We start from the raw sequence: 25,878 nt of genomic DNA, 5'->3' as shown, positions 1-25,878 counted from the left end.
TTAGAACATAATAATATGCGCAAACAAAATACCTTTCATCACCGCAGGCGGGCCCGCTATCCCATTGAACCACCTGTAGAAATAATTTCACCGCTTTGTCATGAAGCAGTGACCGGCCTCACACCACACTGCCGGGGCTGATGCAGGTTTACAGCAAGTGGCGGGCTGTGCCTGCCGAGTATAGATTCAATGCAACGCATTGTCGTAAGGACGCTGTGCATGACCCCGAACAGTACTGTGCTTGCCGCGCTTCAGGCCTTTGAAGCCACGTTGCCCGACAATGCCCGCCAGCTCTATCTTCAATACTACGCCAACTTGCCCGCAGAAGATTATGCCGAGCGGGAAGCGCAGGACTGGGCAGGTGCCGCACTGGCACATTGGCGCTACGCGGCGCTGCGCCAGACGGATGCGTACCTGTTGCGTGTGTACAACCCCACGCTACCGGAGCATGGCTGGCAGACCGGGCACACCGTGGTCGAGCTGGTTCTCGCCGACATGCCCTTCCTGGTAGATACCGTGGCCATGGTGCTGGCGCGACTGGGCTACAACGTGCACCTCGTCGTGCACCCGGTGTTGCAAGTGCTGCGCGATACCGGCGGCCAGCTGGAGGCGCTGGACGGTCATGGCGTGGCCGAATCGTGGATGCATTTCGAAATCGACCGCGCCACAAGCCCGGCAGCGCTGCGGGCAATCCACGAGGAAATCGCCCAGGCGCTGGATGCACTGCATTGCGTGGTGGCCGACTGGCCGGCGATGACCGAGCGCATCCGGCAGGCATTGCTGGGCCTGCGCACTTCGTTGCCGCCACTGGATGCGGATGAAATCGACGAATCGGTGGCCTTTCTGGAATGGCTGCAGACCGGGCACTTCGTTTTCATGGGTTGCCGCGATTACCGTTTCAGTGACGACCACAGCACGCTTGATCTGCAATCCGGCTCGGGCTTGGGGCTGCTGCGCGACCGGGGCGAAGGCGGCCCTTCCCGGCTGTATGCCAATCTGCCGGCAGACTTGCGTGCACTGGCGTATTCGCCCGATCACCTGCTGGTGCTGACCAAGGCCGATACCCGTTCCATCATCCACCGGCCGGTCTACCTGGACATGATCAGCCTCAAGGATATTGATGCCGGCGGCCGGGTATGCGGCGAGCTGCGTATCCTGGGCCTGTATACCGCCAGCGCCTATACCACGCCACCAAGGCAGGTGCCGGTGTTGCGGCGCAAGATCGAACACGTGCTGCAGATCGCAGGTGCCAACCTGGGCGGGCACCGTGGCAAGGCATTGGCCCATGTACTCGATACCTATCCGCGGGAAGAGCTGATCGAAATCGACGTGGCAGAGCTGTCGCGCATTGCCAGCGCCATCGTCGGCCTGCACGAGCGCGGCAGGGTACGGGTCTTCTTCCGCGAGGACCTGTACCGGCGCTATGTATCGGTGATGCTGTTCGTACCGCGCGACAACTACAGCACCGAGGTCCGCGTACGCGTGCAAAGCCTGCTGATCGAGACACTGGGTGGCGATGGCGCGGAATTCAATGTGCTGCTTTCCGATACGCCGCTGGCCCGTATCCATTTCATCGTGCGCATTCCGCACGGTCATCGTCCGGTCTATGACGCGCAGCAGATCGAACGGCAGATCGCCGAGATCGCGCAGCGCTGGCAGGATGAACTCAAGCGGCAATTGCTGCAGCACAACGGTGAAGAGCGTGGTGCAGACCGCTACCAGTTGTACCAGCGCGCCTTTCCACCCGCCTATAGCGCCGACTTCCCAGCCCGTGTGGCCGTGCACGATATCGATGCACTGGAAATCGCACTGGCGCGCGATGAACTGACTGCCAGCCTTACCCCCGGCAGTACCATCGATACCCAACGCTGGCGGCTCAAGCTGTACCGCGGCAGCGAAATCGCCTTATCCGACTGCCTGCCTCAGCTGGAGAACCTGGGCGTGCGCGTGCTGGACGAGCGCCCGTACGCATTGCGCTTCGATAGTGGCAAGCAGGCGTGGATCATCGACATCGGCCTGCAATTGCCCGCAGGCACCCAGCTGGAAGACCCGGCCGCGCGGACACGGCTGGTGGATGCATTCAGCGCCGTCTTTGCCGGCCGCGCGGATAACGATGCGTTCAACCGGCTGGTACTGAGCGCGCAGCTGGCATGGCGCGATGTACTGCTGTTGCGCGCCTATGCGCGCTTCCTCAAACAGATCGGCCTGAAGTATGCAACGGAGACGCTGGCCGATACCTTGCTGCGTTTTCCCGGGTTTGCCAGCGATCTTGCCGCGCTGTTCCACCTGCGCCACCACCCGGCCGGTACCGACGACGCAGCGGCCGCTACGCTGGATGCCAGGCTGGCGGCACTTGCTGCCGACCAGCCCAGCGTGGACGATGAAAAAATACTGAATGGCTTCCGTGCTGCCGTGATGGCCACGGTGCGGACCAACCATTACCAGACCGATGCGTCAGGTAAGCCCAAGCCGTATCTGTCGTTCAAGCTGGCGTCGGGCCAGATCCCCGGCATGCCGCAGCCGGTGCCGCTGTTCGAAATTTTTGTCTACAGCACCGAGATGGAAGGCACGCATCTGCGTGGTGGCAAGGTGGCACGCGGGGGGCTGCGCTGGTCCGATCGGCGCGAGGATTTCCGCACGGAAGTGCTGGGCCTCGTCAAGGCACAGATGGTGAAGAACAGCGTGATCGTGCCGGTGGGTTCCAAAGGGGGCTTCATCGTGAAGAATGCCCCTGCTGAACGCGATGCCTTCATGGCCAAGGGCGTGGAATGCTACAAGACGCTGATCCGCGGCATGCTGGATATCACCGATAACCTGGTCGAAGGCAAAGTGGTGCCACCCGCCGATGTGCGGCGGCTGGATGAAGACGACCCTTATCTGGTGGTGGCTGCCGACAAGGGCACGGCCACGTTTTCCGATATCGCCAACGGCATTGCGCATGACTATGGCTTCTGGCTGGACGATGCGTTTGCCTCCGGCGGATCGGTTGGCTATGACCACAAGAAAATGGGCATCACTGCGCGCGGCGCGTGGGTTTCGGTCGAACGCCACTTCAGCGAGCTGGGTATCGATGTGGCTACCGATCCGGTCACCATTGCCGGTATCGGCGATATGTCGGGTGACGTGTTCGGCAATGGCTTGCTGCGCTCTGCTGCGGTGAAGCTGGTGGCAGCGTTCGATCACCGGCATATTTTCATCGACCCGACGCCTGATGCAGCGCTCAGCTTCAAGGAACGGGAACGGTTGTTTGCGTTGCCCCGCTCCTCCTGGGCCGACTACGAAGCCGGGCTGATTTCGGAAGGCGGCGGTATCTGGCCGCGTACCGCCAAAATCATCCCGTTATCACCACAGGTAAAGGCGCTGCTGGACGTGGCGGACGACAGCCTGGAACCCGTCGCGTTGATCCAGGCCATCCTGAAAGCACCGGTGGACCTGCTCTACAACGGCGGCATCGGCACCTACGTGAAAGCCAGTACGCAAAGCCATGCGGAGGCCAATGACCGGGGCAATGACAGCCTGCGCGTGGACGGCCGCGAGTTGCGCTGCAAGGTGATCGCCGAAGGCGGCAACCTGGGCTTCACGCAACCGGGGCGGATCGAATACGCACTGGCGGGCGGGCGCATCCTGACCGATGCCATCGACAACTCGGCCGGGGTGGATTGCTCCGACCATGAAGTGAACATCAAGATCCTGCTCGGGCGCATCGTGGCGGGTGGCGATCTCACGCTCAAGCAGCGCAACCAGGTGCTGGCGGAAATGACCGATGATGTCGGGCACATGGTGCTGCGCGACAATGAACTGCAGACGCTCGCGCTGGCGCTGGAATCATCGCAAGCGTTGTCCCTGCTGCCGGTGCACCAGCGCTTCATGCAAAGGCTGGAGGGCGAAGGCAAGCTGTCGCGCCGGCTGGAATACCTGCCCAATGACAGCCAGTTGCTCGAGCGCATGCAGAACCGGCAGGGGCTTACCCGCCCGGAGCTCGCTGTCTTGCTGGCCTATGCCAAGATCGTGCTGTACCAGGATTTGCTGGCATCGCCCCTGCCGGACGACGCAGTGTGGGACAAGCTGCTGGCCGATTACTTCCCGCCGCTACTGGGCGAGCGCTTTGGCGCCCGTCTGGCCGAGCATCCGCTGCGCCGCGAAATCATCGCCACCGTGCTGACCAACCACGTGGTGAATCGCCAGGGCGTGAGCTTCGTGTTCCGGCTGGCCGAGGAAACCGAGCATGGCCCGTCTGCAGTGGTACAGGCATGGATGGCTGCCGCCGATCTGCTCGATAGCGAGCGGATTGCAAGTGATATCGAGGTGCTGCAGGTCCCTGCGGACACCCGCTACGCATTGCTGCTGGCACTGCGCCGCCATACCGAGCGCGCTACCCGCTGGGTGTTGCGCCAGCCGGCCATCCTCAACGATGCCCCTTTTGCCGGTGTGGTCAGTGCGGAATTTGCTGCGCTGGGTGGGCGCATGCTGTGCGTGCAGACGGCAGACACCCCGCTGGCACAATGGCTGGCCGCCGGGGTACCGGAAGCGCTGGCCAGTGCCGTAGCAGCACGCGAGCAAACCGGTGCGCTGTTCGATCTGGCGCGCGATCCGGGCAACCGCCCGACCGTGGGCGAGCGGATGGCACTCTACCTGGGGCTGGGCGAGACCATCGGCTTCGATTGGCTGATGGGCGCGGTGGAAAGGCTGCCGCGCGACAACCGCTGGCAATCGCTGGCCAGGCTGGCTGCGCGTGATGATCTGCTCACCATGCAGGCCACGCTGACCGAACAGGTATGGCGCATCACCAGGGGGGATACCACGGCGCGGCTGGATGACTGGCGCACCACGGTCAGCGCGTCACTGGTGCAATGGCTGACCATGCTGGGCGAACTGAAGGAGGCCGCACCGGACCTTGCGATGATTTCGGCCGCATTGCGGGAGCTCAAAGCCAGGCTGCTGGCATGAGGCTATTGCAGGCGGCATGGCGCTGTTGCCTGCTCCTGCTGGCGTGCTGCCTGTGGCCGGCATGGACACAGGCGGCTGCGGCTTCCTGGCAACTTTCTGCCGAGGAAACCGCGTGGCTGAAACAGCACCCGGTGGTGCGCGTAGGCGTCTATCACCCGGGCTGGCCACCATTCGATGTGATCGGTGAACAGGGCGAATACCGCGGGCTGAGCGCGGATTATCTCAAGCTCATCAACAGCCGGCTGGGGCTGCAGATCACGCCGGTGGTGTTCAATAGCTGGCAGGAAGCGCTGGCAGCCGCACGGGCGCATCAGGTGGACCTGCTGACCTCGATGGCATCGACACCGGAACGCGCCGGTTACCTGCATTTCACCGCACCCTACATCCGCAGCAGCAGCCTGATCTTCACCCTCAACAGCAATGAGGCGATACAGCGCCCCGATGATCTTGCCAACAAGCGCGTTGCCATCGAGCAGGGCTATGCGCTGCAGGAATTGCTGGCAGAGCGCGTGCAGCATGTGCATTTCCAGCACTACCCGGATGCCGAATCGGCGTTGCGCGCGGTGTCCTCCGGCGAAGCGGATGCCTATGTGGGCGACATGATCGTTGCCAGCTACCTGGCCCGGCAACACAACCTGACCAATCTGGAGCTGCGTGGAGAAACCGGCCTTGCCGCCAGCGAGCTGCGTTTTGCGGTTCGCGGCGATTGGCCGGAGCTGGCCATGATGATGAGCCGCGCCATCGAAAACATCGGCGACGAACAGCGCCAGAGCATCCAGTCGCAATGGCTGCCACCGCTGACCGAATTCAACTGGCGCAAAGCTGCGCAGGTGGCGTGGCCGTTCGTGCTGGGGCTGCTGACGCTGATCGTGGTGATCGTGACCTGGAACCGGCGCCTGTCGTTCGAGATTGCACACCGCCGCCGCGCGCAGGCTGCGCTGCTGGAAGCCAGGGATGCGGCAGAAACAGCGCGCCAGCAGCTGGAAAACCTCACCAACCGGCTGCCACTGGCGGTATTCCAGTACCGGATTCATGACGATGGCCGTGAGGGGTTCAGCTTCATCGGCGAAAACGTCGCCGAGGTACTGGGACACTCGCGCAGTGCGCTGCTGGCCGATCCGGCACAACGCTGGCTTGGTGTTGTAGATGATGGGCCGGTAACGATACGCGATCAGGTGCTGGCCGCCATAGGCGAGCGGCGCGACCTGCAGCTGGAATACAGAATGGTGCAGGATGAAGGAACGCGCTGGATTGCCAGTCATGCACGTTGTCAACAGGTCAGCGACGGCTGGATGTGGAACGGCTACTGGATGGATATCAGCGCGCAGCATGCACAATCGGATGCGCTGGCTGTGGCCAAGATCAAGGCAGAGGAAGCCACCGCGGCCAAATCGATGTTCCTTGCCAACATGAGTCACGAAATCCGCACACCGATGAATGCAGTGATCGGCATGGCATACCTGGCGCTGCAAACGGCGCTCACGCCCAGGCAACATGATTACGTGAGCAAGATCCACAACGCCGGCACCGCGCTGCTGAGCCTGATCAACGACATCCTGGATTTTTCCAAGATCGAGGCGGGCAAGCTGGATATCGAAAGCGTGGATTTCTCGCTGGATGCGGTGATGGGCAATGTGCAGACCGTCGCCGCACACAAGGCCGGCGAAAAAGCGTTGCAGCTGCGTATGCAGCTGGACGACGCGGTACCGCGCCTGCTGCGTGGCGACCCGCTGCGGCTGGGGCAAGTGCTGATCAACCTCATCAACAACGCCATCAAGTTCACCGAGCATGGTTCGGTTACGGTGTCCGTGCAGTTGCTGCAGGCGGATGCCGGCAGCGTGGCGCTGCGGTTCGAGATCAGCGATACCGGCATCGGCATGACGCAGGAACAGACAGCCAGGCTGTTCGGCGCGTTTACCCAGGCAGATGGCTCCACCACGCGCAAATATGGCGGTACCGGGCTGGGCTTGTCGATCAGCAAGCGGCTGGTCGAGCTGATGCACGGCGAGATCGGTGTACGCAGCGTGCCGGGTGCGGGCTCGACCTTCTGGTTCACTACAGTACTGCAACCTGCAAGCGGTCCGATCGAGACCGACAACAACGCTGCGCCGCTGCCCGATCTGCAGGACTTGCGCGTGCTGCTGGCCGAAGACAACCCCATCAACCAGCAAATCGCCCGCGAGCTGCTCGAAAGCATGGGGGTGAGAGTGAGCATTGCTCAACATGGCCAGCAGGCAGTGGACCTGCTGCTGGCGGAACCGGGCCGCGCCGATGCGGTATTGATGGACATGCAGATGCCGGTGCTCGATGGTCTGGCCGCCACACGGCTGCTGCGCGCTGATCCGCGGTTTGCCAGCCTGCCCATCATCGCCATGACCGCGCACGCCATGGTGGAGGAACGTGAGCGCTGCCTGGCTGCGGGCATGCAGGACCACATCGCCAAACCCATTGCACCGGACGTCTTGTTCCGCACGCTGGCCCGCTGGACTGGCCGGGAGCATTCGCAGACCCGTTTGCCTGCTGCCGCAACGGCCACGATGGCGTTGCCGCAGATCGAAGGGATCGATACGGCTGCCGGACTGCAACGGGTTGCCGGCAACATTGAGCTATACAGAAAGCTGCTGGGTGATTTCGTTGCCGGCCAGGCCGATGCAGCCGCACGGATTGCGGGCAGTCTGGCCGCTGGTGATCACGCTACGGCGGAGCGCGCTGCGCATAGCCTGAAAGGCGTGGCCGGTAATATCGGTGCTGGCCACATACAGGATACCGCCGCGGCACTGGAGCGCGCGATCAGGACAAATACGCTGGAGCAAGCCATGCTGGATGCAATGGCGGACGAACTGCATGCAGGCACGCAAGCCATACTGGCAGCGTTGGGGCCAGAGCAGGAAGCGCCAATCACTGCCATCTTGCCAGCGTTTGATCCGGCCCGCTTTGCACTGGCGGTGTCCGAACTGGCCCCGCTGCTGGACGGATTCGATGCTGCAGCCGCAGACAGTTTTGAGCGCTGGGCCAGCGTACTGCAGGGCGGCATGACGCAGGCAGACCATGCCGCGCTCAAACGCGCGATTGCACAATTTGATTACGAAGCCGCATCAAGGCTGCTGCACGATGCCAGCCACCCGGAACAAGGATGAAACAATGAGCAATCCACTGGATTTTACGCAGAAGCGCACCGTACTGGTTGTGGACGACACGCCTGACAACCTGGTGCTGCTCAACGGACTGCTCAAAGATGAATACCGGGTGAAAGTTGCCACCAACGGCGTCAAGGCATTGCAGGCCGCGCGCATGGCGGCGGATGAAATCGACCTGATCCTGCTCGATATCATGATGCCGGAAATGGATGGCTATGAATGCTGCCGCCAGCTCAAGATCGACGAATCCACGCGTAATATCCCGGTGATCTTCCTGACCGCCAAGGCCGAGACGGAAGACGAGGAAAAAGGCTTCAAACTGGGGGCGGTCGACTACATCACCAAACCCATCAACCCTGCCATCCTGCTGGCCCGCGTGGATACCCACATCCAGCTGCACAATGCCCGCGCTTTTTTGCTGGACCAGAACAGCTATCTGGATCACCTGGTGAAAGAGCGCACCCGCCAGCTGGAATCCATGCAGGATGCCACCTTGCTGGCCATGGCCTCGCTGGCGCAGATCGGCATGGGCAAGCGCAATGCGCCTATCCAGCGCCGCCAGCATTATCTGTCTGCGCTGGCCTGGCAGTTGCAAGATCACCCCCGCTTTGCCGATGAGCTGACCGAGGAATATATCGAGCTGCTGTTCAAGTCTGCCGCGCTGTACGACATCGGCATGGTGGCCGTACCCACGCATGTACTGAAGAAAGAAGACGCGCTCAACGCGGCAGAGCGCGAACTGGTGCAACGGCACCCGCATGACGGACGTGAAGTCATCCTCACCGTGGAGCGCCAGATCGGCACGCGTACCGGCTTCTTGCGCTGTGCCGAGGAAATGGCCTACCACCATCACGAACGCTGGGATGGCAGCGGTTATCCGGATGGATTGGCAGGCACCGATATCCCGCTGCCGGCCCGCATGGTCAGCGTGATCGACGTCTACGATGCGCTGACCTCCGAGCGACCGTGGCGCCCTGCCCATCCGCATGATGCCGCCAAGGGTATCATCGCCAGCATGAGCGGCACCGGGTTCGAGGCTGACATTGTCGATGCGTTGTTGGCGGTGGCGGACAAGCTGGAGCAGATTGCCCATCATTACCCGGACTAACGCGCCTGGATCGGCTTGTTGCCGAGCGCTGCGGATCAATCAGGCCGCTACACGCTGATTTTCATGACCGCAGCTTGGCCGTTACCTGATGAGTGGAAACAGCGATTCCGGCCAGTGCATGCGCTCATCCGGGCTGCGCCAGCTGCAGCACTTTGCCATGCCTGTAGTGCGGCAACGCGGGTTACAGGCCCGAATGGGCGCCGATCCGGTATAATGCCCGGTTTTCCAATCGATGCAGACCGTGATGGAAGCCGAACAGCTCAACCAGATCGACAATCACCTGTCCGACCTCGCCAGCCGCGCGGACGAGCTCAAACGCTACCTGGATTATCCGGGCAAATGCGATCGGCTCGAGGAAGTGGTTCGTCTCTCCGAAGATCCGGACATCTGGAACGACCAGAAAAAAGCGCAGGAAATCGGCCGCGAGCGCAAGGCGCTCGAAGATGTCGTGCTGGTGCTGGACGAAGTTGCCAATGGCGCAGCCGATGCCAAGGAACTGTTCGACATGGCCAAGTCGGAAGAGGATTTCGATACGCTCGCCGCCATCGCCGAAGACGCGCAGGTGCTGGAAGAGAAAATCGCCAGGCTTGAATTCCGCCGCATGTTCAACAACCCGATGGACCCGAGCCCCTGCTTCATCGACATCCAGTCGGGCGCCGGCGGCACCGAGGCACAGGACTGGGCCGGCATGCTGCTGCGCATGTATATCCGCTACGGCGAGCGCAAGGGCTTCAATGTCGAGGTGATGGAAGAGTCGGAAGGCGAAGTGGCCGGCATCACCAGCGCCACCATCAAGCTGACCGGTGAATACGCGTTCGGCTTCTTGCGCACCGAGACTGGCGTGCACCGCTTGGTGCGCGTGTCGCCATTCGACTCGAATGCGCGCCGCCATACTTCGTTCTGCTCGGTATTCGTTTATCCGGAAGTCGATGACAGCATCGAAATCGAAATCAATCCGGCCGACGTGCGTACCGACACCTTCCGTGCTTCGGGCGCCGGTGGCCAGCACATCAACAAGACCGATTCGGCCGTGCGCCTGACGCACATCCCGACCAATATCGTCGTGCAGTGCCAGAACGACCGCTCCCAGCACAAGAACCGCGACGAAGCCTGGAAGATGCTGCGCGCCAAGCTGTACGAACTGGAATTGCGCAAACGCATGGAAGCCCAGCAATCGCTGGAAGCCGGCAAATCGGATATCGGCTGGGGGCACCAGATCCGCTCCTACGTATTCGACCAGAGCCGCATCAAGGATTTGCGCACCAACTATGAAGTGGGCAACCTCAAGGGCGTGATGGACGGCGATCTGGATGGCTTTATCGAAGCCAGCCTGAAACAGGGCGTTTGAGCAATACAGCCAGCCGGATTAATTGGCGCCATGCGCCGCAGCGATGAATGGAATTGAAGATGAGCGACCAACCAGAACAGATCGTCCAGCAGGATGAAAACCAGATCATGGCCGAGCGCCGTGCCAAGCTGAAGGCCATCCGCGAAGCCGGTATCGCCTTCCCCAACGATTTCAAGCGCGAGCATCTGGCTGGCGACCTGCACGCCAAATACGGCGAAACAGAGAAAGAAGCACTGGAAGCACAAGCGGTGACGGTGAGCGTGGCCGGCCGCATGATGCTCAAGCGCGTGATGGGCAAGGCCAGCTTTGCCAGCGTGCAGGATAGCTCCGGGCGCATCCAGTTTTACGTCAGCCGCGATAGCGTGGGCGAAGACGTTTACGCGGCATTCAAGAAATGGGACTTGGGCGACATCATTGCCGCGCGCGGCACGCTGATGAAAACCAAGACCGGCGAGCTGTCGGTACAGGTCACCGAGCTGCGCCTGCTGACCAAGAGCTTGCGCCCGCTGCCCAGCGATTACTACGGCCTGGCCGACCAGGAACAGAAGTACCGCCAGCGCTATGTGGACCTGATCATCAACGAGCAGAGCCGCGAAACCTTCATCAAGCGCAGCAAGATCGTGCAGAAGATCCGCGAATACATGGTGAACGAGCGCTATCTGGAGGTGGAAACACCGATGATGCACCCGATCCCGGGTGGCGCGACCGCCAAGCCGTTCGTGACGCACCACAATGCACTCGACATGCCACTGTTCCTGCGCGTGGCGCCGGAGCTGTACCTGAAACGGCTGGTGGTGGGTGGCATGGAGCGCGTGTTCGAGATCAACCGCAACTTCCGCAACGAGGGGATGAGTACCCGCCACAACCCCGAGTTCACCATGATGGAGTTCTACGAGGCGTACGCGGATTACCAGCGCATGATGGACATGACCGAAGGCGTCATCCGCTATGCCGCGCGCGAAGTGATCGGTCATACCGTCATCGAATACCAGGGCAAGCAGGTTGATCTGTCCAAGCCGTTCGCACGCTTCACCATTGCCGGCGCCATTGCGCACTACAACCCGCAATACACCAGCGAGCAATTGCACGACCGCGCATGGCTGAAGGCCGAGCTGGCCCGCTTGGGCGCCAAGCCGGTGCTGACCGATGGCGTGGGTGGCCTGCAACTGAGCCTGTTCGATGAAACCACCGAGGAAAAGCTCTGGGAGCCGACCTTCATCATCGATTACCCGGCCGAGGTATCGCCGCTGGCGCGCGCCAACGATAACGACGCGGGCATTACCGAGCGTTTCGAGCTGTTCATGGTGGGCCGCGAGCATGCAAACGGCTATTCGGAGCTGAACGATGCCGAAGACCAGGCCGCACGCTTCCAGGCGCAAGTTGCGCTGAAGGACAAGGGCGATGACGAAGCCATGCATTTCGATGCGGATTTCATCCGCGCGCTGGAATACGGCCTGCCGCCGACAGGGGGCTGCGGTATCGGTATCGACCGCCTGGTGATGCTGCTGACCGATGCGCCGAGCATCCGCGACGTGATCCTGTTCCCGCAAATGCGCCGCGAAGATTGAGCATGACAAGAGGCTGGCGCCGCGCGCCGGCCTTTTTGCCGATCATGGCCGATGGCGGGAAATTTGCGTGGAAATAGGTCCAAAACGCATATGAACAGGGCTTTAATGATAGGATTTGACGATAATCCGGCGCCGTTTGAAACGGAGTGGGATTGCAATCAATACCGTCCATTGCCCACAACGGGCACAGGCAAGCATACGAACAGGCAGGCAATGTCCTGTAATTGACAACCTTTTTGGCTTCCACCCCGTTATCGGGTGTGCAGAAGCTGCATATCAAGTTCAGCCCATCAGGCTGAGTCATCTTGGGAACCGGCGCGGCTCTACGAATTCGCGCAACGACAGGAGCAGAAGAAATGTCCAAGCAACAAATCGGCGTTATCGGTATGGCGGTCATGGGCCGCAACCTGGCGCTGAATATTGAAAGCCGTGGTCACTCGGTATCGATCTACAATCGTTCGCCGGATAAAACCGACGAAGTCATTGCCGAGAACCCTGGCAAAAAGCTGGTGCCATTTCATACGCTGGAATCGTTCGTTGAATCGCTCGAAACACCGCGTCGCATCTTGCTGATGGTGAAGGCCGGCGTGCCGACCGATTCCACCATCGACCAGCTCAAGCCTTTGCTCGCCAAGGGCGACATCATCATCGACGGCGGCAATACGCTGTACACCGATACCCTGCGTCGCAACAAGGAATTGTCCGACCTGGGTTTCAACTTCATCGGCACCGGCGTATCCGGTGGCGAAGAAGGCGCACTGAAGGGCCCGTCCATCATGCCGGGCGGCCAGCGCGAAGCGTATGAGCTGGTGGCACCGATCCTGCGTGAAATCGCTGCCAAGGCACCGGATGGCGAACCTTGCGTCACCTACATCGGCGCAGATGGTGCCGGTCACTACGTGAAGATGGTGCACAACGGCATCGAATACGGCGACATGCAGCTGATCGCCGAAGCGTACGACATCCTGAAGAACGTGCTGGGCCTGTCCAACGCCGAGCTGGCTGACGTGTTCGCCGACTGGAACAAAGGCGAACTCGACAGCTTCCTGATCGAAATCACCGCCAACATCTTCAAGAAGAAAGACGAAGATACCGGCGGCGAGCTGGTTGACGTGATCCTGGATCAGGCCGGCCAGAAGGGTACCGGCAAGTGGACCAGCAAGAGCGCGCTCGACCTGGGCGTGCCGCTGCCGCTGATCACCGAATCGGTGTTCGCACGTTTCATCTCCGCTCTGAAGACCGAACGCGTTGCCGCCAGCAAGGTCCTGAACGGCCCGGCCAGCAAGCCTGCCGTTGCCGACAAGGCCGCATTCGTGGAAAGCGTGCGCCGCGCGCTGTACCTGTCCAAAATCACTTCGTACGCGCAGGGCTTTGCCCAGATGCGCGCGCAGTCGGACGAAAGCAACTGGGATCTGCAATACGGCGAAATCGCCAAGATCTTCCGCGCCGGTTGCATCATCCGTTCGGGCTTCCTGCAGAACATCACCGATGCCTATGCCAAGGATCCGAAGCTGACCAACCTGCTGCTGGACCCGTACTTCGCCGGCATCGCCAACGAATACCAGGCTGCGCTGCGTGAAGTGGTTGCCGTTGCCGTGCAGTCGGGCATCCCGTTGCCGACATTCGGCTCGGCCATCGCCTACTTCGACAGCTACCGTGCAGCCCGCCTGCCTGCCAACCTGATCCAGGCACAGCGCGATTACTTCGGTGCTCACACCTTCGAGCGCACCGACAAGCCGGGTGTTTACCACGCCCAGTGGTTCTGATACCGCCGGCTACCCTGCCTGCTGTGGATGAATGAAAAATCCGGCCCATGTGGCCGGATTTTTCATGGCTGTCGCCTATGGTATGGCCGACGCGCGGCCACAACGCAGGCCAGCTCCGGGCGCTGCATGCATACGTTGTCATAAAGATGTTGCCGCTGCGAACTACACTGCAGCGCATGAGCACTTACCTTGATCACTATTGCGAGCGCGTTGCCGCTGGCGCGTGGGGCGAGCCAGTCAACACGCTGAGCAATCTGGCTTTCATCGTGGCTGCATGCTGGGCGCTAGGCGCCTGGCAGCGATCCGAACTGGGCTTGCGGCGTGGTGCAGTGATCCTGCTGCTGATCGCGCTCATTTTCAGCATCGGCATCGGCAGTGGCGTGTGGCACCTGCAGGCCACGCCGTGGGCCATCTGGCTCGATGTCATTCCCATCCTGCTGTTCATCAATGTATACCTGCTCGCTACCCTAGCCTATGGGCTGCACTGGCGCTGGTTCGAAGTACTGGCAGGCTGGCTGGCCTACCAGTTATGCAACCAGTGTCTGGCCAGCAGCATGCCGGCCGATACGCTCAATGGCTCGGTGTTCTATCTGCCCACTTGGCTGGCACTGGCCCTGCTGGCATTGGCACACCGCCGCATCGCGCCCGCGATGGCGCGCGCGTTCTGGCGTGGCTGGCTGCTGTTCAGCGTATCGCTGCTGTTCCGTACCTTCGATGCGCGCTGGTGCGGCACATTCCCGCTCGGCACGCATTTCCTGTGGCACCTGCTCAATGCGCTGCTGCTGGGCAGCCTGACCCTGGCATTGCTCAAGCTGCGTACCGCGGCAATACGACCGTGGCGCTCGCCCGCGTAAACGCGGAAACTGGCGGTTTACTGTGTACGGCTGGCCGCATGGTCAGCCGTTTGTGCCTGGCATGCCCTTTTCCAATGCTGTTTTCCGCCCCATCGAGCGACTGAGCCGGGCCACATTGCTGTTCCCGCTGGCGTTGGTGCTGTTCGAGTTTGCCACCTATATCGCCAACGACATGATCCTGCCCGCCATGCCCGGCGTGGTGCATGAATTCGGCGTGGGTGACGTCTGGGTGCCCACCGGCATGTCTACCTACCTGGCTGGTGGCGCGGCGCTGCAATGGCTGCTGGGCCCACTGTCTGACCGCATCGGCCGCAGGCCGGTGATGCTGGCCGGCATCGTGCTGTTCATCATCAGTTGCCTGGCCACGCTGCTGGTTACGCAGATCGGCCCCTTCCTGGTGCTGCGCTTCGTGCAGGGCTTTGGCCTGTGCTTCGTGGTGGCCGTTGCCTATGCGGCGGTACAGGAGGCATTCGCGGAAAGCGCAGCGATCCGCGTTACCGCACTGATGGCTAATGTGGCGCTGATTGCACCACTGATCGGCCCGCTGTTGGGCGCTGCCATCATCACCATCCTGCCGTGGCGCAGCATGTTCGTGATGATCGCCATCGTTGCGGCCATTGCACTGGGGGGTATCGTGCGCCATATGCCTGAAACCGCGCCACGTAATGGTGGCCCGCTCAGCATCAAGGGCATGTGGCGCGATTACAGCACGGTATTCGGCAACCGCCGCTTCCTGCTCGGCGTGCTGGCGGTGGCTTTGTCCGGCCTGCCGCTACTGGCGTGGATAGGCCAGTCGCCAGTCATCCTGATGACGCGCGCAGGCCTGGATTCACTGGATTTCGGCGTATGGCAAATCCCCATTTTCATTGCGCTGATCGCCGGCAACCTCACACTGGCCCGTTTTGCCATGCGCGTGCCGGTGCGCCGGCTGGTGGGCCTGGGCAGCATACCGTTGCTGGCCGGGCTGGCGCTCAATTTGCTGGTGCTCTGGCAACCGCATGCCTGGGGCTGGCTGATACTGGGGCTGAGCGTGTATGCGTACGGGCTGGGGCTGATCGGCGCCGGGTTATACCGGCTGGCGCTGTTTTCCAGCAGCATGAGCAAGGGCACGGTATCCGCCGCGCTGGGCATGTCCACATTGCTGATTTACTCGCTGGGCATAGAACTGGTTAAATTCGGCTATCTGGGCTTTGGCAACGCATGGTTTGCGGTGTTCTGCCTGCTGGCCGGTCTGGGCTTCGTGTGGGTCAAGAGCGCGTTCCTGCAAAGCGATGCCGGCCTGTGATCATCTCTTTCCTGAATACGGCCTGAACCTGCATTGAACCCGATCCATCCCGCCATCCTGCAGCACAACGAAGCAGGCATCCCCTACTCGGCCAGTTTCGACGACATCTATCACTCGCCCGATGGCGGCCTGGGGCAGGCTGAATCGGTCTTCATGGCCGGCAACGGCCTGCCGCAGCGCTGGCAACAGTGCAATAGCTTCACCATCGTGGAAACCGGGTTTGGCCAGGGCCTCAACTTTCTGGCCACCTGGCAGGCATGGCGCGACGATCCGGCCCGCTGCGGCAAGCTGCATTTCGTATCGGTCGAGCAGTTTCCGTTCACGCTGGCCGACCTGCAGCTGATGCACGCGCGCTACCCGCAACTGGCTGCGCTGACCGTACAACTGCACGCCGCATGGCCGCTGCTCACTGCCGGCTTCCACCGGCTGGTATTCGAAGCGGGCAATGTGGTGCTTACGCTGATGCTCGGCAGCGCAGACCAGATGCTGCCCGAGCTGGATGCGCGTGCAGATGCCATCTACCTGGATGGCTTTTCCCCGGCCAAAAACCCCGGGCTGTGGTCGCCGCTGGTATTCCGGCAACTCTGGCGGCTAAGCCATGCCGATACCACTCTGGCCACCTACAGCGTGGCCGGCAGCGTGCGCCGCGGGCTGACCGAGGCCGGGTTCGCGGTTGAGAAGGCCAAGGGTTTTGCCAGCAAGTGGGCGATGCTGCGTGGCCGCATCGCCAGGGTGCCGCGGCAGCAGCCGGGCTATTCCGGCGCGCGGCAGGCCATCGTCATCGGTGCCGGCATTGCCGGCTGCGCAGCGGCAGAGCGCCTGGCAGCGCGTGGCTGGCAGATCACCGTGCTGGAAGCGGCGGCTGCCCCGGCCACAGGAGCCTCGGGCAACCATGTCGGCCTGATGCATGCGTATTGCTCGCTGGACGACAACCAGCTGGCGCGGCTTTCCCGCGCTGGCAGCGCAGCCACGCTGCAGAGCCTGGCTGCGCTGCGCGCCAGCGGCCGCGACGTGGGCTACGCGGTGGACGGTATCCTGCAAGTGGCAAAAAACGCCGAACAGGCCAGCCTGATGGCCAGGCTGGTCCATGATGGCAACTGGCCGGCAGCGTTGGTGCGCTACCTGGATAGCGCTGCGACAAGTACGCTACTCGGGCAAACCCCGGCGCATGGTGGCTGGTGGTTCGAACAAGGTGCGTGGATCAACCCGGCCAGTGCCTGCAACGCATGGTTGCAGGCAGGTGGCCCTCGCATCCGGGTGCACTATGGCGCGGCGGTGCAGCAACTGGCACGCGATGCCAGCGGCGCGTGGCAAGCGCTGGATGCACAGGGCCACATCCTGGCTACTGCGCCGGTGGTGATTCTTGCCAACGCCACTGCGGCGCGGCAGATTGCGCAGGCCACGGAGCTGCCGGTGTGGGACAGCTTGCGCGTGGCCAGCAAGGTTGCCGATACCGCTGCGCTGCCGCGGCAAAGCCTGGCCGGGCTGGGCTACCTGACTGCGGCATACAAGGGCGAGCGCATCATCGGTGCCAGCCCATATGATGATGACCTGGACAAAGCCACTGCGCACAATCTGGCGGCGTTGCAAAAGGTGCTGCCGGCAGCAGCACAGATCCCGCAACCGGTCAGCCGCGTGTGCAAGCGCCCGAGCACGCCGGACCGCCTGCCCTTGGTCGGTGCCATTCCGGAGCATTGGCATGTCGACCTGCCAGCCTGCCATCAGCCATGGCAATTGCCGCGCCAGGCCGGGTTGTATGCAGCATTGGGCTATGGTGCGCGCGGGCTCACCTGGGCGGTGCTGGCAGGGGAACTGCTGGCGTGCGAGCTCAATGGCGAACCGCTGCCCGTCGAGCGCAAGCTGGCTAACGCGCTCGACCCCGGCCGTTTCCTGCTGCGCGCGCTCCGCCGGGGGCAGCGTTACTCGCCCGATGACGATAGGCGTGCCGAAGATGACGGTGATTGAAACAGCTGCTTACCGTTTCAAACAGTTAGGCCGGGCAACGACCATAACAGTGTACTGAAACTGTTCTGTGTTGCTCTGTTTGCCAGCACAGTTTGCCTCTGCCGCAGGGATGCCCGGCCGTCATATCCTGAATGCGTTGTTTACCCATTCAGGAGAATCCCATGCCGCTACTTGCCCCCGATGAATTGCTCAGCCTGGACAAAATTCGCGGCCGCTGGATTCACTGCGAGCGCGGCCTGTTGTGGCTGACCGTGGATGGGAACGACATCATCCTGAAAAGCGGCATGTCCTGTCGCGTCAACACACAGCAGCGCGTGGTCATCCAGGCGCTCAGCATTGCGCGCTTTGCCATTCTGGAAAATCCGGTACAGCAGCCCGGCGCGCGCAGCGTGCGCCGGCCACGGCTGGGGCGCCGTTTATTGGGTTTTTCCGTCCGTCTGGGCGCTTCGCCCGGTTGAGCTGCGGAACGGGTGAAACCGGATGGCGAGGCTATAGTCAGAAAAGGACAACGTCCGGGTTCCGGTTGGCAGCTGATCGCGGCATGCGCCCGGACGGGGTCCGATAAAAACTGGCCAATCCTGGCCGCCTCTTGAAAGGAGGTGCACCATGTTACGTCCTTTCTGTACCAAGCTTGCGCTTGCCGCCTGTCTGGCCTCTCCGCTCACGCATGCCGCGCTGATTGACGAGCTCGCCGCCCTGAAAGGGGCGTTGGACTCGCTGTGTGGCAAGCGTTTCGACGTCATCATGATGGATGAAACCGAGCAGCTTCCCCCTTGCATGATGTCGTACTCACCCCGCTGCCAGGAAATGCAATACCCGGGGCCTGCAAGCTGTGAAGTCGTGATGCGCTTTGCACCGGATGACGATGATGCAATGGTAAGCGTGTCCACGCATTAGCCGATCAATGCGTGGTTGTCGTACCCAGCTGTTGTACCGCCGGGCCCGCATTGCCAGCAGCTGCCTGTTCCAGCAGTTGCTGGCAAAGCTCACCCAGCCGCTGTATCGCACGCTCGTGGCGGGTGGTCCATGTCTCCACCGCACAGATACGCAGGCAGTTCCGGTAACTGTGGCTGGGCGAGAACAGCTCGCCATACGCAAAACTGATCCCCTCCGGCATCGCCAGGTTCAACAGCTCGCGGGTATTGATCGCCTCAGGCAATTCAATCCACAGCGCAAAGCCACCCTGCGGCACATTCAGGCGCGTATCGGCCGGGAAATAGCGGCGGATGGCCGCCACCGCACCGTCCACCTGCTCTGCCACCGTGCGCCGCAACTTGCGCAGGTGATGATCGTAGCCCCCGTTCTCCAGGAAGCGCGTGATCGTCTGCTGCAGCGCAAGCGGGGTGGAAAAGGTATTGATGAACTTGAGCTTCTCGATATCGCGCCGCCACTTGCCGCCCACCACCCAGCCGATGCGCATGCCCGGTGCCAGTACCTTGGTAAACGACGAGCACAGCATCACGTTGCCTGTAGTGTCGAAAGCTTTGGCCGGGCGCGGGCGATTGCCGCTGCGGTAGAACTCGCCGTAGATATCATCCTCGATCAACGGAATATTGCGGCTGGCCAGCAACTCGACCAAGCGTTTCTTGTTCTCCTCCGGCATCAGGCTGCCCAGCGGATTGGAAAAATTGGGAATCAGCAAACAGGCCTTGACGCCGCCATTGCGGGTAGCCAGTTCCAGTGCTTCGATGGAAATGCCTGTCTGCGGGTGCGTGGGAATCTCCAGCGCCTTGAGCTGGAAGCTCTCGAGGATCTGCAGCAGGCCGAAATAGGTGGGAGATTCGATGGCCACCACATCACCGGGCTGCGTGACCGCGCGCAGGCACAAATTGAGCGCTTCGATACAGCCGTGGGTGATCAGCACGTCTTCCGATTCGAAATGGCCGCCCCAGGCCAGTGCGCGCCGCGCGATATGCCGGCGCAACTCCAGATCACCGGCCGGTTTTCCGTAGTCGGCCAGCATTTTCGGCTGGTAGCGGGTAGTCTGCGCCAGCAGCCGCTGCAACTGCTGGGTGGGAAACAGCTCCGGCGACAGCACCGCAAAACCGAAGTCCACCTTGATCTTGTGCAGCTCGTGCGCGTGGTACGGCCACAGCTCCGCGGGTGTGACCACATTGCGCGGCACCGATGGCGGCTGCGTGAGCGCCGGGCAGACAAAGGCACTGGCCACTTCACACACATAAAAGCCGCTTTGTGGCCGCGCTTCGATCAGGCCGCGATCTTCCAGCTCACGATAGGCCTCCATCACCGTGGACAAGCTCACTTGCCGTTGCGTGGAGAGCTTGCGGATGGAGGGCAGCTTCTCGCCCCGCTTGAGCAGACCGCTGGCAATGGCCTGCGCCAACTCTTCGGCCAACTGGAAATACAGCGTATCGGCCTTGCGGCGGGGATGGGAGAAATCGGTCATTGCGCGCGCTCGCTGACGGGGATGTTCAAACTATAACGCGCAGCGCAAAGGGTAACAGCTAGGGATAACAGCAGGTATTTTCGAACCAAACGACAAATCGTCCAGTACAGTTTCCGATCAGCGGGGTGCAGATGCCTGCTGCGGTGCCGATGCCAGTGCCACGCTGCTGGCGGCAGACGCCTGGCGGCGTGCATCAAGCACCTGGAAGAACACTTCATCCGGACGAATCATGCCCAGTTCGTTGCGCGCGCGCTCTTCGATCGCATCGGTGCCGGTTTTCAGATCCAGCACTTCAGCCTCGAGCGCAGCGTTGCGCTCCTTGAGCCTGTCATTCTGGGCGTGACGATCCGATAGCTCCTGATCGAGCTGCCAGACACGCAACCAGCTACCCTTGCCTATCCAGAGCGGCCATTGCAGCAAAGCAATCATCAAAGCGAGAACGATGGCGAGAATGCGCATGAAATGAACGGTAATGAAAAAAGCCGGAACCCTTGCGGCTCCGGCTCTGGATGTTACTACAGCTTTTGCTTCTACCGCTTATTTCTTGATCTGGTAGAAAGCCTCGATGCCCGGGTAATATGCAGCATCACCCAGTTCTTCTTCGATACGCAGAATCTGGTTGTACTTGGCAATACGGTCCGAACGGCTCAGCGAACCGGTCTTGATCTGCATGCAGTTGGTGGCAACGGCGAGGTCGGCAATGGTGCTGTCCTCGGTTTCGCCCGAGCGGTGGCTCATCACCGAGGTGTAGCCATGGCGCTTGGCCAGATCGACCGCAGCCAGGGTTTCGGTCAGCGAACCGATCTGGTTGACCTTGATCAGGATGGAGTTGCAGATGCCACGCTTGATGCCTTCTGCCAAGATCTTGGTGTTGGTCACGAACAGATCGTCGCCCACCAGTTGCACGCGCTCGCCCAGGCGCTCGGTCAGCAGCTTCCAGCCGTCCCAGTCGCGCTCGCCCATGCCGTCCTCGATCGAGATGATCGGGTACTTGTTGGCCAGGCTTTCCAGGTAATCCACCTGCTGTGCACTGGTCAGCTCGCGCTTGTCGCTCTTCTTGTACACGTACTTGCCGGTTTCCTTGTCGAAGAACTCGGAAGCCGCGCAGTCGAGCGCAATCAGGATTTGCTCGCCAGCCTTGTAGCCGGCCTTTTCCACCGCTTGCAACAGCAGGTCCAGCGCCTCTTCAGCATTGGCGACGTCCGGTGCAAAACCGCCTTCATCACCCACCTGTGTCGGGAGATGCTTGTCGTGCAGGATTTTCTTCAGCGCGTGGAAGATTTCCGCGCCATAGCGCAGTGCTTCACGGAAAGTCGGTGCGCCAACCGGAACGATCATCAGTTCCTGGAAATCCAGGCTGTTGGAAGCATGTTCGCCACCGTTGATCACGTTCATCATCGGTACCGGCAGCGCCATCGGGCCGGAACCGCCCACATAGCGATACAGCGGCAGACCAGCTTCTTCTGCAGCGGCCTTGGCAACGGCCAGCGACACGGCGAGGATGGCGTTGGCGCCCAGCTTGCTCTTGTCTTCGGTGCCGTCCAGGTCCAGCATGGTCTTGTCGATGAACGCCTGTTCGGCAGCATCAAGGCCGATGATGGCTTCAACGATTTCGGTATTGATGTTTTCAACAGCCTTGAGCACGCCCTTGCCCAGGTAACGGCTCTTGTCGCCGTCACGCAGTTCCAGCGCTTCGCGCTCGCCGGTGGATGCGCCGGACGGCACAGCCGCACGGCCCATTACGCCGGATTCCAGCAATACATCGGCTTCGACGGTCGGGTTGCCGCGCGAATCCAGGATTTCACGGGCGATCACATCAACAATTGCGCTCATTGGTCTTTCCTCTGTGGGGATAGTGAAACGTGAACGGACAAACCGGCTACTTAGCGTAGCCGGTCCGGATTACAGTGTTTGTTCTATGAAGCTGCTGGATTTGGCTGCCTGATCCAGCGCCTTGAGCGTGATCAGCAATTCCTTCATGCGGCCCAGCGGCCATGCATTGGGGCCGTCCGACTTGGCACAGGCCGGGTCCGGGTGGGTTTCGGCAAACACGCCGGCCACGCCAACCGCCACTGCGGCACGCGCCAACACCGGCACGAACTCGCGCTGGCCACCCGATTTGTCGCCCTGCCCGCCCGGCAACTGCACCGAATGCGTGGCATCGAACACCACCGGGCAACCGGTTTCGCGCATGATCGCCAACGAGCGCATGTCGGAAACCAGGTTGTTGTAGCCAAAGCTGGCACCGCGCTCGCAGGCCATGAACACATCTTCGGGCAAGCCCGCATCACGTGCGGCTTCGCGCGCCTTGTCGATGACGTTCTTCATGTCGCCCGGCGCCAGGAACTGGCCTTTCTTGATGTTCACCGGCCGGCCCGATTGGGCGCAGGCACGGATGAAATCGGTCTGGCGGCACAGGAAGGCCGGCGTCTGCAGCACATCCACCACTTCGGAAACCGGCTTGATCTGGTCGATTTCATGAATATCGGTCAGCACCGGTACGCCGATCTGTTCTTTCACTTTAGCAAGGATGCGCAGGCCTTCATCCATGCCGAAGCCACGGAACGATTTGCCCGAAGAACGGTTGGCCTTGTCGAAGCTCGACTTGAAAATGAAATTGATGCCCAGCTCGCTGGTGATTTCCTTCAACTGGCCGGCCACGTCGATGGAAAACTGCTCGCCTTCGATGATGCATGGGCCGGCAATCAGGAAGAACGGCTGGTCGAGGCCAGCATCGAATCCGCAAAGTTTCATGGTGTAACTCCGATGTATCGGGCAGGCTTGCGCATCAGCGCATGCCCCGCCCGTCACTGCCGTATCAGCAGCTCAGGCCTTCGCGTCCGTGTTCCTTCGCGTAGGCAATGGCGGCCTCGATATAGGACTTGAACAATGGGTGGCCGTCACGCGGGGTGGAGGTGAACTCCGGGTGGAACTGGCAAGCAAAGAACCAGCGGTGTTCCGGCAGCTCCACGGTTTCTACCAGTTGCTCGGCACCTGCCGATTTGCCGCTGATTTTCAGCCCGGCTTCCTGCAGGCGCGGCAGATAGTAGTTGTTCACTTCATAACGGTGACGGTGGCGCTCGGTGATGGCCGGTGCACCGTAGATCCGTGCTGCCAGGCTGCCGGCTTCCAGGTTGCACTGCTGTGCACCCAGGCGCATGGTGCCACCCATATTGGAATTGGCATCGCGCTTTTCGATCTTGCCGTCGTGGTTGACCCATTCATCGATCAGCGCCACGACCGGGTATTCGGTATCCAGGTCGAACTCGGTGGAGTTCGCGCCCTTCAGGCCGGCCACATCGCGTGCGTATTCGATCAGCGCAATCTGCATGCCCAGGCAGATGCCCAGGTAAGGGATGTTGTTTTCGCGCGCAAACTTCACCGCGCGGATCTTGCCTTCCACACCACGCTTGCCGAAGCCGCCCGGCACCAGGATGGCATCCATGCCTTCGATGCTGGTGGTGCCTTCGGTTTCCAGCGCTTCCGAATCCACGTAATGGATTTTCACTTCGCTGCCGGTATGGATGCCGGCGTGCTTGAGCGATTCGATCAGCGATTTGTACGATTCGGTCAGGTCGACATACTTGCCGACCATGGCCACGTTGACGGTCTGGCCCGGGTTGTCGATCGCGTCGACGATCTTGTCCCACACGGCCAGGTCTGCCGGCGGCAGGTTCAGCTGCAGCTGCTTGGCGATGATCTCGTCGATGCCCTGCTCGCACAGCACGCGCGGTATCTTGTAGATGCTGTCCATATCCGGGCAGGATACGACGGCTTTTTCGCTCACATTGGTGAACAGCGCGATCTTGCGGCGCTCTTCATCCGGCACCATGCGGTCGGCACGGCAGATCAGCACGTCTGGCTGGATGCCGATTTCGCGCAGTTCCTTCACGCTGTGCTGGGTGGGCTTGGTCTTGATCTCGCCAGCGGCTGCGATATACGGCACATAGGAGAGATGCACGAAACAGGTGTTGTCACGGCCCAGCGTGACGCCCATCTGGCGGATCGCCTCCAGGAACGGCAGCGACTCGATATCGCCGACGGTGCCACCGATCTCGATCACCGCCAGATCCGCATCACACGAGCCCAGGCCGATGAAATGGCGGATTTCGTCGGTGATATGCGGGATCACCTGCACGGTTTTGCCAAGATAGTCGCCGCGGCGCTCTTTCTTGATCACCGATTCGTAGATCTGGCCGGTGGTGAAGTTGTTGCTCTTCTTCATCTTGGATTTGATGAAGCGCTCGTAATGGCCGAGGTCGAGGTCGGTTTCTGCGCCGTCTTCGGTCACGAAGACCTCACCATGCTGCATCGGGCTCATGGTGCCCGGGTCCACATTGATGTACGGGTCCAGCTTCATCATGGTGACCTTGAGGCCACGTGATTCGAGGATGGCCGCAAGCGACGCGGCGGCGATGCCTTTCCCCAGAGAGGAGACAACGCCGCCGGTAACGAAGATGTACTTGGTCATGGCAATTTGGAGCAATTTGAATCCCGCATTCTACCCGACCCCCGCTCTGGCCTCAATTCTGGACAAGCATTCGTGAATATGCCTGAGCCGCATCAACCCTGTTTGCGGCCATAGGAAATACCGGGCTCATCACCACTGGCAGCGAGCAATATCCTGTCCAGCAAGGCGGTAGGAAGCCACCGTTTGAGATACCAGAATGCGCGAGTCGGCACCGTCACGCGATAACGCGCCGCCGGACGGCGGGCTGCAAGTGCGCGTTCCACCGCCGCCAGTACCGCTTCCGGCGGTAAGGTAAACGGTGCAGCCGGGCCAACCTTCGCCAGCCGGGCCCGCATTGCCGCATACGACGGCTGGTGAAAACTGGCAGCATCGCCCACCCATTGTTCGAACTGCGCCTGCGCATTGACGCGGAATCGGCTGGTGATCGGGCCGGGCTCTATCAAAATGGCATGCAGACCGCTGCCGATCAGTTCCTGACGCAACGTGTCCACCAGCCCTTCCAGTGCATATTTGCTGGCATTGTATGCACCGCGATACGGCATGGCGGCAAAGCCGAGCACGGAGCTGTTGAACAGGATGCGGCCATGCCCTTGTGCGCGCATCAGCGGCAGCACCGCATTGGTGAGCGCCAGGGTGCCGAATACATTGGTTTCGAACTGGTGGCGCATGGCATCCATGCTCAGGTCTTCCACTGCGCCTGGCACGCCAAAACCCGCGTTGTTGAACAATGCGTCCAGCTTGCCATTGCTGCGGGCCAGCACCTCGGCCATGCAGCGCTTGATGCTGGCCGGATCGGCCACATCCAGCTGCAACGCCTCCAGCCCTTCCCCGGCCAGCATGGTTACATCGCCGGCATTTCTGGCAGTGGCAAAAACCCGCCAGCCGCTGGCCTGCAAGCCGAGCGCGGTGCGGTAGCCAATGCCGGAGGAGCAACCGCTGATCAGGATTTTTCTTTGCAATACGTCAACTGCTTGTGACATTCGTCCTACCTTTTCTCTTTTTTATTGACTAAAACATTTCAT

Annotated in this window: 17 protein-coding genes; 11 read left to right on the top strand and 6 right to left on the bottom strand. The window is 61.4% G+C overall.

All coding sequences use genetic code 11. The features are described 5' to 3' along the window. The first annotated feature begins 219 nt into the window (after positions 1 to 219). From IGB42_RS11170 to IGB42_RS11120, 11 genes are all read left to right on the top strand, one after another. Positions 220 to 4,947, top strand: a complete 4,728-nt coding sequence (locus IGB42_RS11170; RefSeq protein ID WP_159671514.1) for an NAD-glutamate dehydrogenase — start codon at positions 220 to 222, stop codon at positions 4,945 to 4,947. After that, positions 4,944 to 8,084 carry an ATP-binding protein gene (locus IGB42_RS11165; RefSeq protein WP_159671511.1) on the top strand — a complete coding sequence of 1,047 codons (3,141 nt, stop codon included), beginning with the start codon at positions 4,944 to 4,946 and terminating at the stop codon, positions 8,082 to 8,084. The genes IGB42_RS11170 and IGB42_RS11165 overlap by 4 nt, the downstream gene beginning before the upstream one ends. Positions 8,085 to 8,088: 4 nt before the next feature. Continuing rightward, complete coding sequence (locus IGB42_RS11160) at positions 8,089 to 9,192, top strand: two-component system response regulator (protein WP_159671508.1); 1,104 nt, start codon at positions 8,089 to 8,091, stop codon at positions 9,190 to 9,192. Positions 9,193 to 9,436: 244 nt separating this feature from the next. Continuing rightward, a complete protein-coding gene (gene prfB / locus IGB42_RS11155; protein ID WP_159671506.1) occupies positions 9,437 to 10,540 on the top strand; it encodes a peptide chain release factor 2 in 1,104 nt (367 codons plus the stop codon). Positions 10,541 to 10,599: 59 nt separating this feature from the next. Continuing rightward, a complete protein-coding gene (gene lysS, locus IGB42_RS11150; RefSeq protein ID WP_159671504.1) occupies positions 10,600 to 12,108 on the top strand; it encodes a lysine--tRNA ligase in 1,509 nt (502 codons plus the stop codon). Positions 12,109 to 12,464: 356 nt separating this feature from the next. Next, complete coding sequence (gene gndA / locus IGB42_RS11145; RefSeq protein WP_159671502.1) at positions 12,465 to 13,874, top strand: NADP-dependent phosphogluconate dehydrogenase; 1,410 nt, start codon at positions 12,465 to 12,467, stop codon at positions 13,872 to 13,874. A 176-nt stretch (positions 13,875 to 14,050) separates the two neighbouring features. Then, the gene (locus IGB42_RS11140; protein ID WP_159671500.1) at positions 14,051 to 14,728 is read left to right on the top strand and encodes a ceramidase domain-containing protein; all 678 of its coding nucleotides are present in this window, start codon (positions 14,051 to 14,053) and stop codon (positions 14,726 to 14,728) included. Positions 14,729 to 14,789: 61 nt separating this feature from the next. Continuing rightward, positions 14,790 to 16,013, top strand: coding sequence for an MFS transporter (locus IGB42_RS11135; RefSeq protein ID WP_159671498.1), 1,224 nt, complete (start codon positions 14,790 to 14,792; stop codon positions 16,011 to 16,013). A gap of 33 nt (positions 16,014 to 16,046) precedes the next feature. Next, on the top strand, positions 16,047 to 17,978 hold the full coding sequence (gene mnmC, locus IGB42_RS11130) for a bifunctional tRNA (5-methylaminomethyl-2-thiouridine)(34)-methyltransferase MnmD/FAD-dependent 5-carboxymethylaminomethyl-2-thiouridine(34) oxidoreductase MnmC (protein ID WP_159671496.1): 1,932 nt from the start codon (positions 16,047 to 16,049) through the stop codon (positions 17,976 to 17,978). 161 nt (positions 17,979 to 18,139) lie between these two features. Further along, positions 18,140 to 18,436, top strand: coding sequence for a DUF2917 domain-containing protein (locus IGB42_RS11125; protein ID WP_159671494.1), 297 nt, complete (start codon positions 18,140 to 18,142; stop codon positions 18,434 to 18,436). A 148-nt stretch (positions 18,437 to 18,584) separates the two neighbouring features. Beyond that, positions 18,585 to 18,875, top strand: coding sequence for a hypothetical protein (locus IGB42_RS11120; RefSeq protein WP_159671492.1), 291 nt, complete (start codon positions 18,585 to 18,587; stop codon positions 18,873 to 18,875). 4 nt (positions 18,876 to 18,879) lie between these two features. On the opposite strand, the gene IGB42_RS11115 is transcribed toward IGB42_RS11120, so the two are convergent. The 6 genes from IGB42_RS11115 to IGB42_RS11090 form a co-directional block, all read right to left on the bottom strand. Beyond that, entirely contained in the window at positions 18,880 to 20,385 is a 1,506-nt protein-coding gene (locus IGB42_RS11115; protein WP_159671490.1) for a PLP-dependent aminotransferase family protein, read from the bottom strand. A gap of 117 nt (positions 20,386 to 20,502) precedes the next feature. Continuing rightward, positions 20,503 to 20,844, bottom strand: coding sequence for a cell division protein FtsB (gene ftsB / locus IGB42_RS11110; RefSeq protein WP_159671488.1), 342 nt, complete (start codon positions 20,842 to 20,844; stop codon positions 20,503 to 20,505). A gap of 78 nt (positions 20,845 to 20,922) precedes the next feature. After that, complete coding sequence (gene eno / locus IGB42_RS11105; protein WP_159671486.1) at positions 20,923 to 22,218, bottom strand: phosphopyruvate hydratase; 1,296 nt, start codon at positions 22,216 to 22,218, stop codon at positions 20,923 to 20,925. 69 nt (positions 22,219 to 22,287) lie between these two features. Beyond that, positions 22,288 to 23,139, bottom strand: coding sequence for a 3-deoxy-8-phosphooctulonate synthase (gene kdsA, locus IGB42_RS11100; protein WP_159671484.1), 852 nt, complete (start codon positions 23,137 to 23,139; stop codon positions 22,288 to 22,290). A 64-nt stretch (positions 23,140 to 23,203) separates the two neighbouring features. Further along, complete coding sequence (locus IGB42_RS11095; protein WP_159671482.1) at positions 23,204 to 24,856, bottom strand: CTP synthase; 1,653 nt, start codon at positions 24,854 to 24,856, stop codon at positions 23,204 to 23,206. A gap of 92 nt (positions 24,857 to 24,948) precedes the next feature. Next, positions 24,949 to 25,836 carry an SDR family NAD(P)-dependent oxidoreductase gene (locus tag IGB42_RS11090; RefSeq protein WP_159671480.1) on the bottom strand — a complete coding sequence of 296 codons (888 nt, stop codon included), beginning with the start codon at positions 25,834 to 25,836 and terminating at the stop codon, positions 24,949 to 24,951. Positions 25,837 to 25,878: the final 42 nt, after the last annotated feature.

Origin of the sequence: Andreprevotia sp. IGB-42 (assembly GCF_009848685.1) — a bacterium.
GTDB lineage: Bacteria > Pseudomonadota > Gammaproteobacteria > Burkholderiales > Chitinibacteraceae > Andreprevotia.
The sequence above is the reverse complement of the archived record's forward strand: the minus strand, read 5'-3'. Positions and strand labels throughout refer to the sequence as shown.